Genomic DNA, 13,461 nt, shown 5'->3' with positions numbered 1-13,461 from the left:
GGGGTCATGCTGCCGATGGCATAAGGTTAATCTGCAAGAGTAAAGGAAAGATCAGCGCCCGCATTCACGCCTGGGGCCGAATTGCGGCGGTCACGAATTGCGGGGTCACTGGCAGAAGGTGCCGCCGTGGCGGCGCGGCTCCAGGTCGAGGTGGAAGTGCAGCGAATGGTCGGCATCGCTGCCCGGGCCAAGCACCGTCTTGAACGGTCCGCAGGCGGCCTTGCGCACCGTGCCCAGGAATTGCGCGTCCTGTTCGGGCGGCGCCGGCCCGACCTCGATTTTCCTGCCGTCCGCCAGCGTGAAGCTGGCAATGTCGAGCGCGTTGCCGAAAGCGTGCTCCGACATCTTGCCTCCGTTGTGGCGCGCCCGGCAGACGAAGGCGGAAGCCTGGCCGATCGACTTCAATTCCGTGCCGAACTTGGCCTCGACGGCAGGCTGGATGATTTCGGCGGTGAAGCGTGCCGCCGCCTCGGCCATCGCACAGTTCAATTCGGCGCCGGGGCTGATAGCCATGGATTTGCCCAGCGTCTTCAGCACGATCGGGTAGGGGATCGAGCAGCCAATTTCGGGTTCCTGCTCGGCCTTGTGTTCCTCGAAGTCGACGCCCATCGATGTCAGCCGCCGGCGGCAGGCCAGTTCCTCCTCCGGCATCTGTTGCTCGGGAAGGATCGCCGAACGAGGATCGGGCGGCGGTTTGTTGTCGCCGGATTCAGCCGGTTTTTCAGGTGGCTTCGGCGCGACGGCGGGCGGCTCGACCTCCGGTTCCGCCTTGTCGGGTCTTTGTGTCGGAATCGGCGCCGCGGCCGGCGCTTCAGGTTGAGTTTCCATCTCTGTTGACGGCTCCGGGGCCGAAGGCTCGGGCCGCTGCCGCTTCTCCTGCGGAGACTTTTCCTGATCGATCCGGTCTGATGCGTCGGCGTCCCTTGGTCCTGCAGCCTTCCGCTCTTCCTTCGTGGCGGCATCGGTCTTTTGCGCTTCCGCGGGACGTGGCTCCGGTACCGAAACATCGGCGGGTAAGATCGGCTGATCCTGCGTTTGGTGCTGCGTCAGCTCTGACGCGATATGCCGCTTGCCCCGCGATCTCACGCGGTGCTTGCTCCTTGGCCTCAGGGGCTGATCGGCCCGCTGCGTCAAGGGCTGCTCCAGACGCGGTGTCAGCGGCTGCCTGTGACGATGCCTGGCATCGGCCGGCGTGATCAGCAAAACCGCCGCTGCCAAAGGCAGCGCCAGCCTGAAAAATCCGGAAATGCTCAGCGTTGCCATCGCCCGGAAACGGCGTCGGCATGGCGAAGTTGCCTTCGAAGGCGCATCCGACCGATCACAATCGGTTACCAACGCGTTACGCGCCGATCGCTTCCAGCCCTTCCTCCAGCCAGTCGGCAAGCAGCGGCATGCCGAGCAGATATTTGGCCGTGCGCTTGTTGGCGCGCTCGCGCGCGGCGGCCAGCGCGTCGGCCCATTCGGCGGCGTCATAGTCGCCGCGGCCGACCCAGGCGAGGGCGATCAGCTCGGCCGCTTCGTCGACATTGAGGTCGTCGATCAGTTCGCGCAGCTCCTCCTCGGTCAGGTTTTCCGAGCTCTCCTCGACGAGACCGTCATGATGGTGGCTGTCGCGGGTGTCGCCGTCGAACTCGATCTCGTGCTCGGCGCCGTCGGCATAGTCCTCGTTGACGGCCGCGCTCAGCGCCTTGGCCTTGAGAATGAACAGGCGCACGGTATCGGGACCGATCGAAAGCTCCCATTCCTTTTCGAGGCGCTGCTGCACTGGCCTGCTCCGCATGCTCCATCGGCCGTTTGCCGGATGATAGCGGATTTGTGGCGCGCGTCACGTCATGTTCGGCCTGTTTCAGGCAAAATGCCGGTGATGCGGGCCTGGAGCGCAGGTTTTTCACGCGCTCCGCTTTTCCGGGATGAAAGAAGGCAGGCCCGGCGTTAATATCCCATTGTCATTCTCAAGGAGGCTCCGATGCGCAGACGTTTGCTGATCCAGGTCATGGCTGTTGTGGCTTTGCCGCTCTTTGTGGCGCCCGCCTTCACGGCCGGCGAAGGCGGAGGCGGTGGTGGCGGCGGCAGCCCGACCGAGAAGTGCAAGAAGGGCGAGGTCTGGGACAAGAAGAAACAGAAATGCGTGACGCCGAAATACGGCATGCTCGACGACAACAACATCTATGAGGCGGGCCACGATCTTGCGATGGCCGGGCGCTATGACGAGGCGATCGCCGTGCTCAGCCTTGCGGCCAACAAGCAGGATCCGCGCATCCTCAACTATCTCGGCTATTCGCATCGCCATTCCGGCCGCATCACCGTCGGCCTCGGCTATTACGAGGAAGCCTTGCGCATCAATCCCGACTACACGCTGGTGCGCGAATATCTCGGCGAGGCGCATCTGCAGATCGGCGACCTTGCGGGCGCCCGCGAACAGCTCAGCGAAATCGAGAAGCGCACCGGCAAGGGCTCGCGCGAATACGGCATGCTGGCCGAGCAGATCGACCATTTCCTGAGAAGCTGATTCGACCTCGACACCCTTTCCAGCCGGCTGCGAGCGATCGTAGCCGGCTTTTTGTTTGCCGCGCCGGCAAAGGATTGCTTTGGCGGCGATCGCCCTTGCGAAAGCAGCGGATGATTTTTCAAAACCGGATTTTTTGGCGTGAAAAACGCGCAAACATTGCTATATTCAGGCAAATTGCGGTGAAACGGTTCCGTTAGCCCAAGGCTGCCGGACCGTTTTCTTTTTGTACCCATCGACAAGGGCCATCCCCGAAAAACGGGGGTGGCGGCAGGAAAGGTCAGGCATATGAACAAGGTCCCGATGACAGGCGAGGGGTTCGCGTCATTGAAGGAAGAACTGCGCTGGCGCCAGCAGGAAGAGCGGCCGCGCATCATCGAGGCGATCTCCGAGGCGCGCTCGCATGGCGACCTTTCCGAAAACGCCGAATACCACGCGGCCAAAGAGGCGCAGAGCCACAATGAAGGCCGCGTCAACGAGCTCGAGGACCTGATCGCGCGGGCCGAGGTGATCGACGTCACCAAGCTCAGCGGCGACAAGGTCAAGTTCGGCGCCACCGTGGTGCTGGTCGACGAGGACACCGAGGAGAAGAAGACCTACCAGATCGTCGGCGACCAGGAAGCGGACGTGAAGTCTGGCCGCATCTCGATCTCCTCGCCGATCGCGCGCGCCCTCATCGGCAAGGAAGTCGGCGACGCCATCGAGGTCAACGCGCCCGGGGGCGCCCGGGGGTATGAGATCGTCCAGGTGCAATTCATCTGAGGGAAGTTGAGGGGGCAGGATTTGTCCCTGAATTGCGCTATTCCAATCCAAGGATGGCGCCGCCCCTCATCGCCCTGCCGGGCACTTCTCCCCGTATAGTGACGGGGAGAAGGACGCCGTCACCTGATGATTTCGCCAACCGGAAACGCTGAAAAGTGGCGCTGAATTTCGCGCTTAGCTCCCTTCTCCCCGTTACTATACGGGGAGAAGGTGCCGGCAGGCGGATGAGGGGCGGCGCTGACCTTTCCAATTGAATTGATTGAATAAATCAATCTCTGTCCGCGCCTGCTCGACCAAGCGCCTGCAGCCCGATCAGCCGCTCGGCTTCCGCCGCTGCCTCCGCAGGGGTGATACGGCCGCCGGGCGCGGCCAAAAGCGTCGACGCATACGGCCCGCGCGGGCCGGTGAGGCCGGGTTCGGTGGCCAGGAAGATGGCGACGGTCGGCACGCCGAAGGCGCTGGCGAGGTGGGTGAGGCCGGTGTCGGCGCCGATGACCAGCGCCGAGCGGCCGATGATCGCGGCGATCACCGCCAGCGGCGATTTGGGCACCAGCACCGCCTGCGGCACGGCCCTGGCGATCGCCTCGGCCACTGCCTTTTCAGGCTCGTTCGACCAGGTGACGACAGGCGTCATTTTCCTCTCGAGCAACAGCCCGGCGGTCTCGATCCAGTCCTTAACCGGCCATTTCTTGTCTTCGCGGCTGGTGCCGTGCAGCAGGAACGCGATGTTGCCGCTGGTGCCGGCCAGGCCATCCGCCGGCGGCACGATGCCGGACTGGAGGCCGGAGAGATCGGGCTGGTAGCCGAGCGCCAGGCCGAACAGCCGCCGCGTCCGTTCGATGGCGTGCAGATCGCGGGGCACGCCGTAGCGGTGGTCGTAGAACAGCGTCGCCGACGGTTCGCGCGCGCTTGCCCGGTCGAAGCCGGCGACCGGCGCCGCCGCCTGCTTTGCCACCACAGCAGACTTCAGCAGTCCCTGCGCATCGATGACGAGGTCGTAGCCGGCAGCGCGCAGGGCGCGGCGCAGTTTTCCCGCTTCATGCCAGGTGTCGCTGTTGAAAAGCCGCTTGCGCCAGCGCCGGATCGCCACCGTGTGGATGGTGCCGATCGCCGGATGCAGGGCGACGATGCCGGCAAAGGCTTCCTCCACGCACCAGTCGAAGGAGACGTCCGGGCGGTGGCGGCGCGCATCCTCGACAGCCGGAAATGTATGGATGACATCACCCATCGAGGATGTCTTGACGATCAGGATCTTCATGCGGCGGCCGGTATTTCCAGCAGCCGGTCCACTGCTGCCGCGACCCGCGCGACATCCAGCGTCTTCAGGCAGTTGAGATGACCGAGCGGACAGGTCTTCTGGTGGCAGGGCGAGCAGGAGAGGCCCAGCCATACCAGCTCGGCCCGCTCGGAAAGCGGCGGCGTGTTCTCAGGCGAGGTCGAGCCGTAGACAGCGACGATCGGCGTGCCGACAGCGGCGGCGACATGCATCAGCCCGCTGTCGTTCGACACCGCCAGCCGCGCCGCGGCGATGAGGTCGATGGCGTCCTCCAGTCGCGTCTTGCCGGCAAGGTCGACGGCGCCGGGCGCAAGCGCGGCGATCTCCGCCGTCACCTCGGCGTCGTTCCTGGATCCGAGCAGCGCGACCTTCAGGCCCTTAGCCATCATCCCGCGCGCCAGTTCGGCGTAGCTTTCGCTCGGCCAGCGTTTCGCCGGGCCGAATTCCGCGCCGGGCATCAGCGCCACGAAGGTCTTCGCGCTGAGTCCCGACCGCTCGAGCAGGGCAGCCTGGCTGACGGCATCGACGGTGAGCTTCGGGGCCTGGAAGGTGCCGCCGCGGGCAAGGCCGAAATAGGTCAGCGCCGTGCGCCGCTTCACCGCGTCGGGCAGCGGCACGATGTCGGTGAGCAGGCCGTAGCGCATTTCCCTTAGGTTGCCGACGCGGCGCGGAATGCGGGCAAAGAACGGGATCAGCGCCGACTTCCAGCTTCCGGGCAGGACGTAAGCCATGTCGTAGCGGCCGCGCAGCAACCGGCCGAAGCGCCTGCGGATGCGGAACTCGAGCGCGCCCGGCTTCAGCGGGAAATCGATCTGCTGGCGTATCTCGGGCATGCGCTTGACCAGCGGTGCCGCCCAGGCCGGCGCCAGCACGTCGATCGCGGCGTTCGGATATTGCTCCTTCAGCGCCGAGAACAGGCACTGCGCCATGACCATGTCGCCCACCCAACGTGGGCCGATCACGAGGATCGCTGGGCTTTCAGCCATTCGACATAGTCTCTGACACCGGTTTCGACAGTCCGGAATTGGCCATTGTAACCGGCCGCGCGCAAGCGGGACATATCAGCTTGGGTAAAACTCTGGTAGCTGCCCTTGAGGTGGTCGGGGAAGTCGATGAATTCGAGCCTGCCCTTGCCGAGTGTATCGATGACGGTCTCGGCGATGGCGCGGAATGGCTGGGCGCGGCCGGTGCCGCAGTTGAAGATGCCGCTCGAGCCGCGCTTCCAGAGCCACAGATTGACGTCGGCGACGTCGCCGACATGGATGAAGTCGCGGCTCTGCTCGCCGGGTCCGAACCCGTCATAGGCGCCGAACAGCTTCGGGTTTTCGCCGCGCTCGACCTGGTTGAACAGATGGAAGGCGACCGAGGCCATGGCGCCCTTGTGCGCCTCGCGCGGTCCGTAGACGTTGAAATAGCGCAGCCCGGCCACCTGCGAATGGTCGGTGTCGAAGACGGTGCGGCGGACATAGTCGTCGAACAGCTTCTTGGAATAGGCATAGACGTTGAGCGGGCGCTCGAACTGCTGTTCCTCGCGGAACTCGCTGCCGCCGCCATAGACCGACGCCGAGGAGGCGTAGAGGAAGGGCACGCGCAAGGCCAGGCAGGCATGCAGGAGCCGCTTCGAATAGGCGTAGTTGACCTCCATCATGTATTTGCCGTTCCACTCGGTGGTGGTCGAGCAGGCGCCCTGGTGGAAGACCGCGTCGACGCGGCCGAGCCCGCCATCCCCCAGGCGCGCGAGGAAATCGTCCTTGTCGAGATAGTCGGCGATATGCAGGTCGGCGAGATTGGCGATCTTGTGGCCGTCGGTGAGGTCGTCGACAACGAGGATGTCGCTGTGCCCCTCGGCGTTGAGCGCGGCGACGATGTTGGAGCCGATCATACCGGCGCCGCCCGTGACGATGATCATATTTTTGGCCCTGATACTCGTTTCGCTTGCCGATTCCGGCCCTTATAAGGGAGGCGAGTTAGGCTGTCGATAAAGCAGGCGGCTGCGGGCGGATGTCACAGTGAGGCCGCAAAGCTCCGGCTTCAGTCGGTCCGCGCCACCCGCCGGACCGTGAGGGAAAAAATGCCGTCGACCGAACTGCTTATCGCCTTTTTCGCCACCACGGCGATCTTTGCCTACATTCCGGGTCCTGCCATGCTCTATGCGGCGGCGCAGACGATGGCGCGCGGGCGCTGGTCGGGGCTGACGGCAGCGCTCGGCATCCATCTCGGCGGCTATGTGCATGTCCTTGCGGCGGCAGCGGGTCTTTCGGTGCTGTTCCATGCCGTTCCGCCGCTCTACATGGCGGTCAAGCTCATCGGCGCGCTCTATCTGATCTGGCTCGGCGTCTCGCTTTTGCGCGCCAGGACGCAAGGCGGCGACGCGGCACTGCCCGCCATCGAGCGGAAATCGGCCCGCCGCGCCTTTTTCGAGAGCATCTCGGTCGAAGTGCTCAATCCCAAGACGGCGATCTTCTTCATGGCGTTCCTGCCGCAATTCATCGATGCCTCGGCGGCATTTCCGGTCTGGCTGCAGTTCGTCATCCTTGGCACCATCGTCAACCTGATGTTCTCCTCCGCCGACATAGCGTGCGTTTTCCTGGCCGGGGCGATGATCGCCCGGCTGCGCCGTTCGAGCCGCGCGCAGCGGCTGATGCAGCGCGCGGGCGGCGCGGTGCTGGTTGGTCTCGGCGTCCATGTCGCCCTGCAGAAGAGCTGAACGGCCGACCGGGGTCTGCGGCGACCCGTTCCCTGGCCGCCGTTGCGCTGGCTCGAATTGCGGTATATCGGCTTCGCCATGAACGACCGGCCAGCCATTTGAACCCCGAACCATCCTCAGAAACGGCTTTTTCCGCGCGTTGCCAGTGACATGATCAATCATCATCTGCCTTCCCCGGAACCTTTGCACCGCGCCATCGCCCGCTTTGGCGGCGTCACCGTGCTGGTGGTCGGCGACTTCATCCTCGACCGTTTCGTCAACGGCGTCATCGAGCGGATCTCGCCGGAGGCGCCCATTCCGGTGCTGCACGGGCGTGGCGAGATGCTGGCGATGGGCGGTGCCGGCAATGTCGTCTCCAACATCGTCTCGCTGGGTGCCGCCGCAATTCCGGTTTCTGTGATCGGCGCCGACAAGGCGGGCGACGATCTGATGCGGATGCTTGGCGAGCTTGGCGCCGAGACATTCGGCCTGTCACAGCAGCGCGACCGCATGACCTCGTCGAAGAGCCGCTTCAGCGCGCTCAACCAGCAGGTGCTGCGTTTCGACGAAGAGGAGGTGAAGCCGCTCAATGCCGGCGAGCGATCGACGCTGGTCGAGCATTTCCTCACGGCCCTTGCGCGCGCCGACATCGTCATCCTGTCCGACTACGGCAAGGGCATGCTGCTCGACGGTGTCGCCGGCGAGCTGATCGCGATGTGCCGCGAAGCCGGAAAGCCGGTGCTGGTCGATCCGAAGGGCCGCGACTATGCGCGCTACGCCGGTGCGACGGCGGTCACGCCCAACCGCAAGGAACTCGGCGAGGCCGTGGGACGCGCCGTGTTTGCCGACGACGAGATCGTGGCGGCGGCGCGGGACCTGATCTCGGCGCATGGCTTCGACTTCGTCGTGGCGACGCGCAGCGAAAAGGGCATGAGCGTCGTCGAGCCCGACGATGCCCGCCACATCGCCACGCAGGCGCGGGAAGTGTTCGACGTCTCCGGCGCCGGCGACACCGTCATCGCCACCTTCGCGCTCGCGCTTGCGGCAGGCGCCGACCGTGTGCAGGCCGCTACAATCGCCAATGCCGCAGGCGGCGTGGTGGTCGGCAAGCGCGGCACGGCGCGGCTGACGGTCGAGGAACTGACCGGCGCGCTGTTCGGCTCGCACGGACCGGTCACCCACAAGGACGCTATTCTCGATGCCAGCGCGGCAGCCAGGATGGTGGCCGCCTGGAAGGAGGAGGGGCTGACCGTCGGCTTCACCAATGGCTGCTTCGACATCCTGCATGCCGGCCATGTCAGCCTGCTGCACGCGGCGCGCAGCCAGTGCGACCGGTTGGTGCTCGGCCTCAACAGCGATGCTTCGGTGCGCCGGCTGAAGGGCCCGGGACGTCCGGTCAACGACCAGCACGACCGCGCCTGCGTGCTGGCGGCCCTGGCCTCGGTCGACGCCGTCGTCGTCTTCGAGGAAGACACGCCGCTGGCGCTGATCGAAGCCTTGCTGCCCGACATACTGGTCAAGGGCGCCGACTATACGATCGACAAGGTGGTGGGCGCCGACGTGGTGCAGAAGGCGGGCGGCCGCGTGGTGCTGGTCGACCTCGTCGCCGGCAAGAGCACGACCGGGACCATCGGCAGGATGCGCGCTACCAATTGAGGGTTTCATGTCCGCACTGAACGACTATCTGGTCCGCTCGGCGGCCGCGCTTACGGCGACGGTCGAACGCGACCTTACGGCCGAGATGGAACGCGCCGTGAGCACGGTCGTCACCGCACTGTCGCAGGGCAAGGCGCTGCTGATCTGCGGCAATGGCGGCTCGGCCAGCGACGCCATCCATATCGCCGGCGAGCTGGTCGGCCGCTTCCTCAAGGAGCGCAAAGCCTACAATGTCATCGCGCTGCCGGCCAATGCTGCGGTGCTGACCGCCTGGGGTAACGACTACGGTTTCGACACGGTGTTCTCGCGCCAGGTCGAGGCGCATGGCTCGGAAGGCGCGGTGTTGCTCGCCATCTCGACCAGCGGCAATTCGCCGAGCATCCTGGCCGCCGCCGAACAGGCTCGCATGATGGGCATGACGGTGATCAGCCTGACCGGCGACACCGGCGGCAAGCTCAAGCCGCTCACCGATATCCTGCTCAACGTGCCGTCGACCTCGACGCCGATCATCCAGCAGGGGCATCTCTGCCTGTACCACTATCTGTGCGAGGCGGTCGAAGCGCGTCTCAGCAATGGCTGAGGGCAGTGCAACCGGTCCGTTGGTCGAGCCAGGCCTGTGGATCGAGCGGATCGGAAGCCGAACCTTTCCAACCGGACTGCCGGCGCTGTTCCTCGACCGCGACGGCACCATCAATGTCGACACCAGCTATCCGAGCGATCCTGCCGATATCGTGCTGCGGCCGGAAATGCTGCCCGTCATCAGAACTGCCAATGTAGTTGGGCTTCCGGCGATCATCGTCTCCAACCAATCGGGCATAGCGCGCGGCTATTTCGGCTGGCCGGATTTTGCGGCGGTCAACGGCAGGGTCCTGCAGCTTCTGAAAGCGGAGAAATGCCAGATCGATCTTGTGCTCGCCTGTGGGTACCATTCGAGCGGCACAGGCGTTCTGGCGGTAGGCGACCATCCGACGCGCAAGCCCAATCCTGGCATGCTGCTGCGTGCGCGCGATCTGTTGGACTTGGATTTGGGGCGGTCGATCATTGTTGGCGACAAGGCCGACGATATGGAAGCCGGCCGACGCGCCGGGCTTCGTGATGGTTGGCACGTTGGGAGCAGGTCCAACCGAAAATCCGGCGACGCCGCCTTCGTCACGCATAAGCTAATAACTGGCAACGACCATCGAAGGCTTTGCGATCTTATCGCAGGGCTCGGCAGAGCTTAGGATTTCATCTCGAACGCCACCAGGCCTTCGTCCTTGACGCGGCGAATGGTCAGCGCAGTGCGCACCGTGTCGACATTCGGCGCCGAGGCCAGTTCCTCGATGACGAAGGTCTGGAAGGTGCCGAGGTCGCTTGCCACGCAGTGCAGCAGGAAGTCGGACTCGCCAGAGACCATCCAGGCGTCGCGCACGATCGGCCAGCCGCGCGTGCGCTCGGCGAAGGTTTTGAGCTCGGCGTCGGCCTGGTGATGCAGGCCGATCAGGCAGAAGGCAACGACGTCCATGCCGAGCGCCGGCGCGTTGAGCAGGGCGCGGTAGCCGCGGATGATGCCGGCTTCCTCCAGCCGTCGGACGCGGCGCAGGCAAGGCGGCGCCGAAATGCCGACCCGGTTGGACAATTCGACATTGGTCATGCGCCCGTCTTCCTGCAACTCGCGCAGGATCTTCCAGTCGATGGCGTCGAGATCGGCTTTGAGCGGCATGGTCGGCTTTCGTGCGCGCAAGAATCTTTCGTGATTTTGTAATTAGACTTTCCGATGCATACCATCCCTCCTTCCGATGATTTTTGAACGGAGGGTGAGAGATATTGGCGGCTATGCCGCAGCAGCTTTCCGGGGACGACTGCCAACCCGCCTTGCTGGCGGCGCGGGCAGCACTTACATTACGGGCGAATTTGGGCGGGATTTCCTTAATCAAGATCCTTGGCTGCCCTCAGCAGAGAGCTTTCATGACCACCAAGCACGCGCCAGTCCTCATCATTGGCTCCGGCCCAGCCGGCTACACGGCGGCGATCTATGCCGCCCGCGCCATGCTGAAACCCATGTTGGTCGCCGGCCTGCAGCAGGGCGGCCAGCTGATGATCACCACCGATGTCGAAAACTATCCGGGCTTTGCCGATCCGATCCAGGGTCCATGGTTGATGGAGCAGATGCTGAAGCAGGCCGAACATGTCGGCACCGATATCGTCAACGACATCATCACCGAGGTCGACCTCAACGTGCGGCCGTTCCGGGCCAAGGGCGATTCCGGCATCACCTACACCGCCGATGCGCTGATCATCGCCACCGGCGCGCAGGCGAAATGGCTGGGCATTCCCTCCGAGCAGACCTTCATGGGCTTTGGCGTCTCGGCCTGCGCCACCTGCGACGGCTTCTTCTATCGCGGCAAGGATGTCGCGGTGGTCGGCGGCGGCAATTCGGCGGTCGAGGAAGCGCTTTACCTCTCCAACCTCGCCAAGAGCGTCACCGTCATTCACCGGCGCGGCGACTTCCGCGCCGAGCGCATCCTGCGCGAGCGGCTGCTCAAGAAGGAGAATGTGCGCGTCATCTGGGACACGGTCGTCGACGAGATCACCGGCCAGCCCGGCAAGGCGCCGCTGCCGCCTTCGGTGGAAGGGCTGGCGCTGCGCAACGTGGCGACCGGCGAGGTGACGCGGCTGAAGGTCGACGGCGTCTTCGTGGCGATCGGCCACGCGCCGGCGGTCGAGCTTTTCGTCGGCAAGCTCAAGCAGAAGCCGAACGGCTATCTGTGGACGGCGCCGGATTCGACCCGCACCGACGTGCCCGGCGTGTTCGCCGCCGGCGACGTCACCGACGACGTCTACCGGCAGGCGGTGACGGCGGCCGGGCTCGGCTGCATGGCCGCGCTCGAGGCGGAAAAATATCTCGCCGGGATCGAGGTGCATCGCGAGGCAGCGGAATAACGAAGCGGCTGAGAGAAGCCGTTTAAAAGCCTGATTTTTCATTCAGACGCCAGAAAACGACAAGAGGGGAAATCATGGCGCTGGACTGGGACAAGCTACGCGTGTTTCACGCTGCGGCGGAGGCTGGGTCGTTCACCCACGCCGCCGAGACGCTGCATCTGTCGCAGTCGGCGATCTCGCGCCAGGTCAGCGCGCTGGAGCATGATGTCGGCGTGGCGCTGTTCCATCGCCACGCGCGCGGCCTGGTGCTGACCGAACAGGGCGAGATGCTGTTCCGCACGGCGCATGACGTGCTGATGAAGCTGGAGACGATCAAGTCGCGGCTGGCCGAGGCCAAGGACCGGCCGTCCGGCGTGCTCAGGGTGACGACCACGGTGGGGCTGGGCGCCGGCTGGCTGACCGAACGCGTGCAGGAATTCATCGAGCTCTATCCCGAGATCAGCCTGCAGCTGATCCTCGCCAATGAGGAGCTCGACCTCACCATGCGGCAAGCCGACTGCGCCATCCGGCTGCGTCAGCCGCAGCAGCCGGACCTCATCCAGCGCCGCCTGTTCACCGTGCATTTCCATCTCTACGCGGCGCCCTCCTATATCGCCAAGTTCGGCAAGCCGGCATCGATCGCCGAGCTCAGGAACCACCGCATCGTCACCTTCGGCGTGCCGGTGCCCTCGCATCTGTCGGAGCTGAACTGGCTGGAGACGGTCGGCGATTTCGAGAACGGACAAAGAGTGCCGACGCTGCAGATCAACGACATCCTGTCGATCAAGCGCGCGGTGCAGGGCGGCGCCGGCATCGCCATGCTGCCCGACTACGTGATCAACAAGGATTCGGGCCTGATCCAGCTGCTGCCGGAGACGGAAGTGCCGTCCTTCGACACCTATTTCGCCTATCCCGACGCGATGAAGAACCAGGCCAAGCTGCATGTGTTCCGCGATTTCATCATCGCCAAGGCGCGCAGCTGGTCCTTCTAAGGGCGCATCGAAATCTTGCTGAGGCCGGCCTGACCTGAACCTCCGGTTTGTCGGATCACCCTCGCCACGGCGTCAGCCGCGGCAGCCAGCCGGGGACGGCGCGGCGGTAGGCCTCGTATTCGGCGCCGTATCGGCGGGCAAGGGTCGGTTCCTCGTAAAGCCTGACGAACGAGGCCATGGCCGCGCCGACGATGGCGCCGTAGACGACGAGCGCCCAGCTCGAGAACAACAGCGCCTGGCCGAGGATGATCGACAGCACAGCGACGTACATGGGGTTGCGCACATGGCGGTAGATACCGCCGACGACCAGCCGTTCGGTCGGGGCCACCGGGGCCGGCGTGCCAAGGCCCTCGAGCGCGAAGCGGGCGAAGGCGTGCAGCAGCATGGCTGCCGCTCCCACAACCAGCACCCAGCCGACAGGGGCGAAGCCAGACACCGTCGACAGCGGCAGCCGGTAGCGGTCCGTCAGCAGAAACGGCGCCAGCCCGGCGACGACGCCGGGCGCCACGACCAGGAACAGCGCGCTGCCGGCGATTGCCGAAAATCTGCGCATCAGCCACCCTTGCCGTAAAAATGGACTTGGGCTGCTCGAATCCACATCATTCGGCGGCGTTCGCATTTTCCCAATTGAATCGACCCCGATGCAGACCTCGGCAATGATTTCGACCCTGTAGCGTGCTCG

15 protein-coding genes are annotated in these 13,461 nt (G+C 64.8%); 8 read left to right on the top strand and 7 right to left on the bottom strand.

Going from position 1 to position 13,461, the window contains the following annotated elements:
* Window positions 1-105: 105 nt before the first annotated feature.
* Window positions 106-828: an extensin-like domain-containing protein gene (locus PU724_RS01370; RefSeq protein WP_245478326.1), complete on the bottom strand. Its 723-nt coding sequence runs from the start codon at window positions 826-828 to the stop codon at window positions 106-108.
* A gap of 511 nt (window positions 829-1,339) precedes the next feature.
* Complete coding sequence (locus tag PU724_RS01365; protein WP_127286494.1) at window positions 1,340-1,765, bottom strand: DUF3775 domain-containing protein; 426 nt, start codon at window positions 1,763-1,765, stop codon at window positions 1,340-1,342.
* 201 nt (window positions 1,766-1,966) lie between these two features.
* Here PU724_RS01365 and PU724_RS01360 point away from each other — a divergent pair, with 201 nt between their 5' ends.
* Window positions 1,967-2,509, top strand: a complete 543-nt coding sequence (locus tag PU724_RS01360; protein ID WP_127310700.1) for a tetratricopeptide repeat protein — start codon at window positions 1,967-1,969, stop codon at window positions 2,507-2,509.
* Window positions 2,510-2,794: 285 nt separating this feature from the next.
* Window positions 2,795-3,268 (top strand): transcription elongation factor GreA, encoded by a 474-nt coding sequence (gene greA, locus PU724_RS01355; protein WP_126058735.1) that lies wholly within the window; start codon window positions 2,795-2,797, stop codon window positions 3,266-3,268.
* Window positions 3,269-3,536: 268 nt separating this feature from the next.
* On the opposite strand, the gene waaC is transcribed toward greA, so the two are convergent.
* Genes waaC through rfaD form a run of 3 tightly spaced genes read right to left on the bottom strand, consistent with a single transcriptional unit; the run spans window position 3,537 to window position 6,453 of the window.
* Window positions 3,537-4,526 carry a lipopolysaccharide heptosyltransferase I gene (waaC, locus tag PU724_RS01350; protein WP_354419282.1) on the bottom strand — a complete coding sequence of 330 codons (990 nt, stop codon included), beginning with the start codon at window positions 4,524-4,526 and terminating at the stop codon, window positions 3,537-3,539.
* A complete protein-coding gene (gene waaF / locus PU724_RS01345; RefSeq protein WP_354419280.1) occupies window positions 4,523-5,530 on the bottom strand; it encodes a lipopolysaccharide heptosyltransferase II in 1,008 nt (335 codons plus the stop codon). The genes waaC and waaF overlap by 4 nt, the downstream gene beginning before the upstream one ends.
* Window positions 5,503-6,453, bottom strand: a complete 951-nt coding sequence (rfaD, locus tag PU724_RS01340; protein ID WP_127286498.1) for an ADP-glyceromanno-heptose 6-epimerase — start codon at window positions 6,451-6,453, stop codon at window positions 5,503-5,505. Before rfaD ends, waaF begins: the two co-directional genes overlap by 28 nt.
* 162 nt (window positions 6,454-6,615) lie before the next feature.
* On the opposite strand from rfaD, the gene PU724_RS01335 reads away from it, so the two are divergent.
* The 4 genes from PU724_RS01335 (at window position 6,616) to PU724_RS01320 (ending at window position 10,109) form a co-directional block, all read left to right on the top strand.
* Window positions 6,616-7,251 (top strand): LysE family translocator, encoded by a 636-nt coding sequence (locus PU724_RS01335; protein WP_354419278.1) that lies wholly within the window; start codon window positions 6,616-6,618, stop codon window positions 7,249-7,251.
* Between the two features lie 150 nt (window positions 7,252-7,401).
* Window positions 7,402-8,886, top strand: coding sequence for a D-glycero-beta-D-manno-heptose-7-phosphate kinase (rfaE1, locus tag PU724_RS01330; RefSeq protein WP_354419276.1), 1,485 nt, complete (start codon window positions 7,402-7,404; stop codon window positions 8,884-8,886).
* A gap of 7 nt (window positions 8,887-8,893) precedes the next feature.
* Window positions 8,894-9,466: a D-sedoheptulose-7-phosphate isomerase gene (locus PU724_RS01325; RefSeq protein WP_127286929.1), complete on the top strand. Its 573-nt coding sequence runs from the start codon at window positions 8,894-8,896 to the stop codon at window positions 9,464-9,466.
* Window positions 9,459-10,109 (top strand): HAD-IIIA family hydrolase, encoded by a 651-nt coding sequence (locus PU724_RS01320; RefSeq protein ID WP_127286930.1) that lies wholly within the window; start codon window positions 9,459-9,461, stop codon window positions 10,107-10,109. The genes PU724_RS01325 and PU724_RS01320 overlap by 8 nt, the downstream gene beginning before the upstream one ends.
* Here the strand turns inward: PU724_RS01320 and PU724_RS01315 are convergent.
* Window positions 10,106-10,588, bottom strand: coding sequence for an Lrp/AsnC family transcriptional regulator (locus PU724_RS01315; RefSeq protein ID WP_127286931.1), 483 nt, complete (start codon window positions 10,586-10,588; stop codon window positions 10,106-10,108). The two genes, PU724_RS01320 and PU724_RS01315, sit on opposite strands and share 4 nt — an antisense overlap.
* Before the next feature lie 245 nt (window positions 10,589-10,833).
* Between PU724_RS01315 and trxB the strand changes: the two genes are divergently transcribed.
* Together trxB and PU724_RS01305 are read left to right on the top strand one after the other, a co-directional pair.
* Entirely contained in the window at window positions 10,834-11,808 is a 975-nt protein-coding gene (trxB, locus tag PU724_RS01310; RefSeq protein ID WP_354419273.1) for a thioredoxin-disulfide reductase, read from the top strand.
* A 74-nt stretch (window positions 11,809-11,882) separates the two neighbouring features.
* Window positions 11,883-12,779 (top strand): LysR family transcriptional regulator, encoded by an 897-nt coding sequence (locus tag PU724_RS01305; RefSeq protein ID WP_127286933.1) that lies wholly within the window; start codon window positions 11,883-11,885, stop codon window positions 12,777-12,779.
* Between the two features lie 55 nt (window positions 12,780-12,834).
* Here the strand turns inward: PU724_RS01305 and PU724_RS01300 are convergent, their stop codons facing one another.
* On the bottom strand, window positions 12,835-13,332 hold the full coding sequence (locus tag PU724_RS01300; protein WP_354419272.1) for a methyltransferase family protein: 498 nt from the start codon (window positions 13,330-13,332) through the stop codon (window positions 12,835-12,837).
* Window positions 13,333-13,461: the final 129 nt, after the last annotated feature.

Source organism: Mesorhizobium abyssinicae (assembly GCF_049887195.1).
Taxonomy (GTDB): Bacteria; Pseudomonadota; Alphaproteobacteria; order Rhizobiales; family Rhizobiaceae; genus Mesorhizobium; species Mesorhizobium abyssinicae.
This window is presented reverse-complemented; position numbering and strand designations above follow the sequence as displayed.

Bases quoted from the DNA above. Each gene is read 5' to 3' on its own strand.
- trxB (WP_354419273.1), top strand. From the start codon at position 10,834: ATGACCACCAAGCACGCGCCAGTCCTCATCATTGGCTCCGGCCCAGCC.
- PU724_RS01370 (WP_245478326.1), bottom strand. From the start codon at position 828: ATGGAAACTCAACCTGAAGCGCCGGCCGCGGCGCCGATTCCGACACAA.
- rfaE1 (WP_354419276.1), top strand. From the start codon at position 7,402: ATGATCAATCATCATCTGCCTTCCCCGGAACCTTTGCACCGCGCCATC.
- PU724_RS01360 (WP_127310700.1), top strand. From the start codon at position 1,967: ATGCGCAGACGTTTGCTGATCCAGGTCATGGCTGTTGTGGCTTTGCCG.
- PU724_RS01325 (WP_127286929.1), top strand. From the start codon at position 8,894: ATGTCCGCACTGAACGACTATCTGGTCCGCTCGGCGGCCGCGCTTACG.
- waaF (WP_354419280.1), bottom strand. From the start codon at position 5,530: ATGGCTGAAAGCCCAGCGATCCTCGTGATCGGCCCACGTTGGGTGGGC.
- waaC (WP_354419282.1), bottom strand. From the start codon at position 4,526: ATGAAGATCCTGATCGTCAAGACATCCTCGATGGGTGATGTCATCCAT.
- PU724_RS01300 (WP_354419272.1), bottom strand. From the start codon at position 13,332: ATGCGCAGATTTTCGGCAATCGCCGGCAGCGCGCTGTTCCTGGTCGTG.
- PU724_RS01305 (WP_127286933.1), top strand. From the start codon at position 11,883: ATGGCGCTGGACTGGGACAAGCTACGCGTGTTTCACGCTGCGGCGGAG.
- PU724_RS01315 (WP_127286931.1), bottom strand. From the start codon at position 10,588: ATGCCGCTCAAAGCCGATCTCGACGCCATCGACTGGAAGATCCTGCGC.
- PU724_RS01335 (WP_354419278.1), top strand. From the start codon at position 6,616: ATGCCGTCGACCGAACTGCTTATCGCCTTTTTCGCCACCACGGCGATC.
- greA (WP_126058735.1), top strand. From the start codon at position 2,795: ATGAACAAGGTCCCGATGACAGGCGAGGGGTTCGCGTCATTGAAGGAA.
- PU724_RS01320 (WP_127286930.1), top strand. From the start codon at position 9,459: ATGGCTGAGGGCAGTGCAACCGGTCCGTTGGTCGAGCCAGGCCTGTGG.
- rfaD (WP_127286498.1), bottom strand. From the start codon at position 6,453: ATGATCATCGTCACGGGCGGCGCCGGTATGATCGGCTCCAACATCGTC.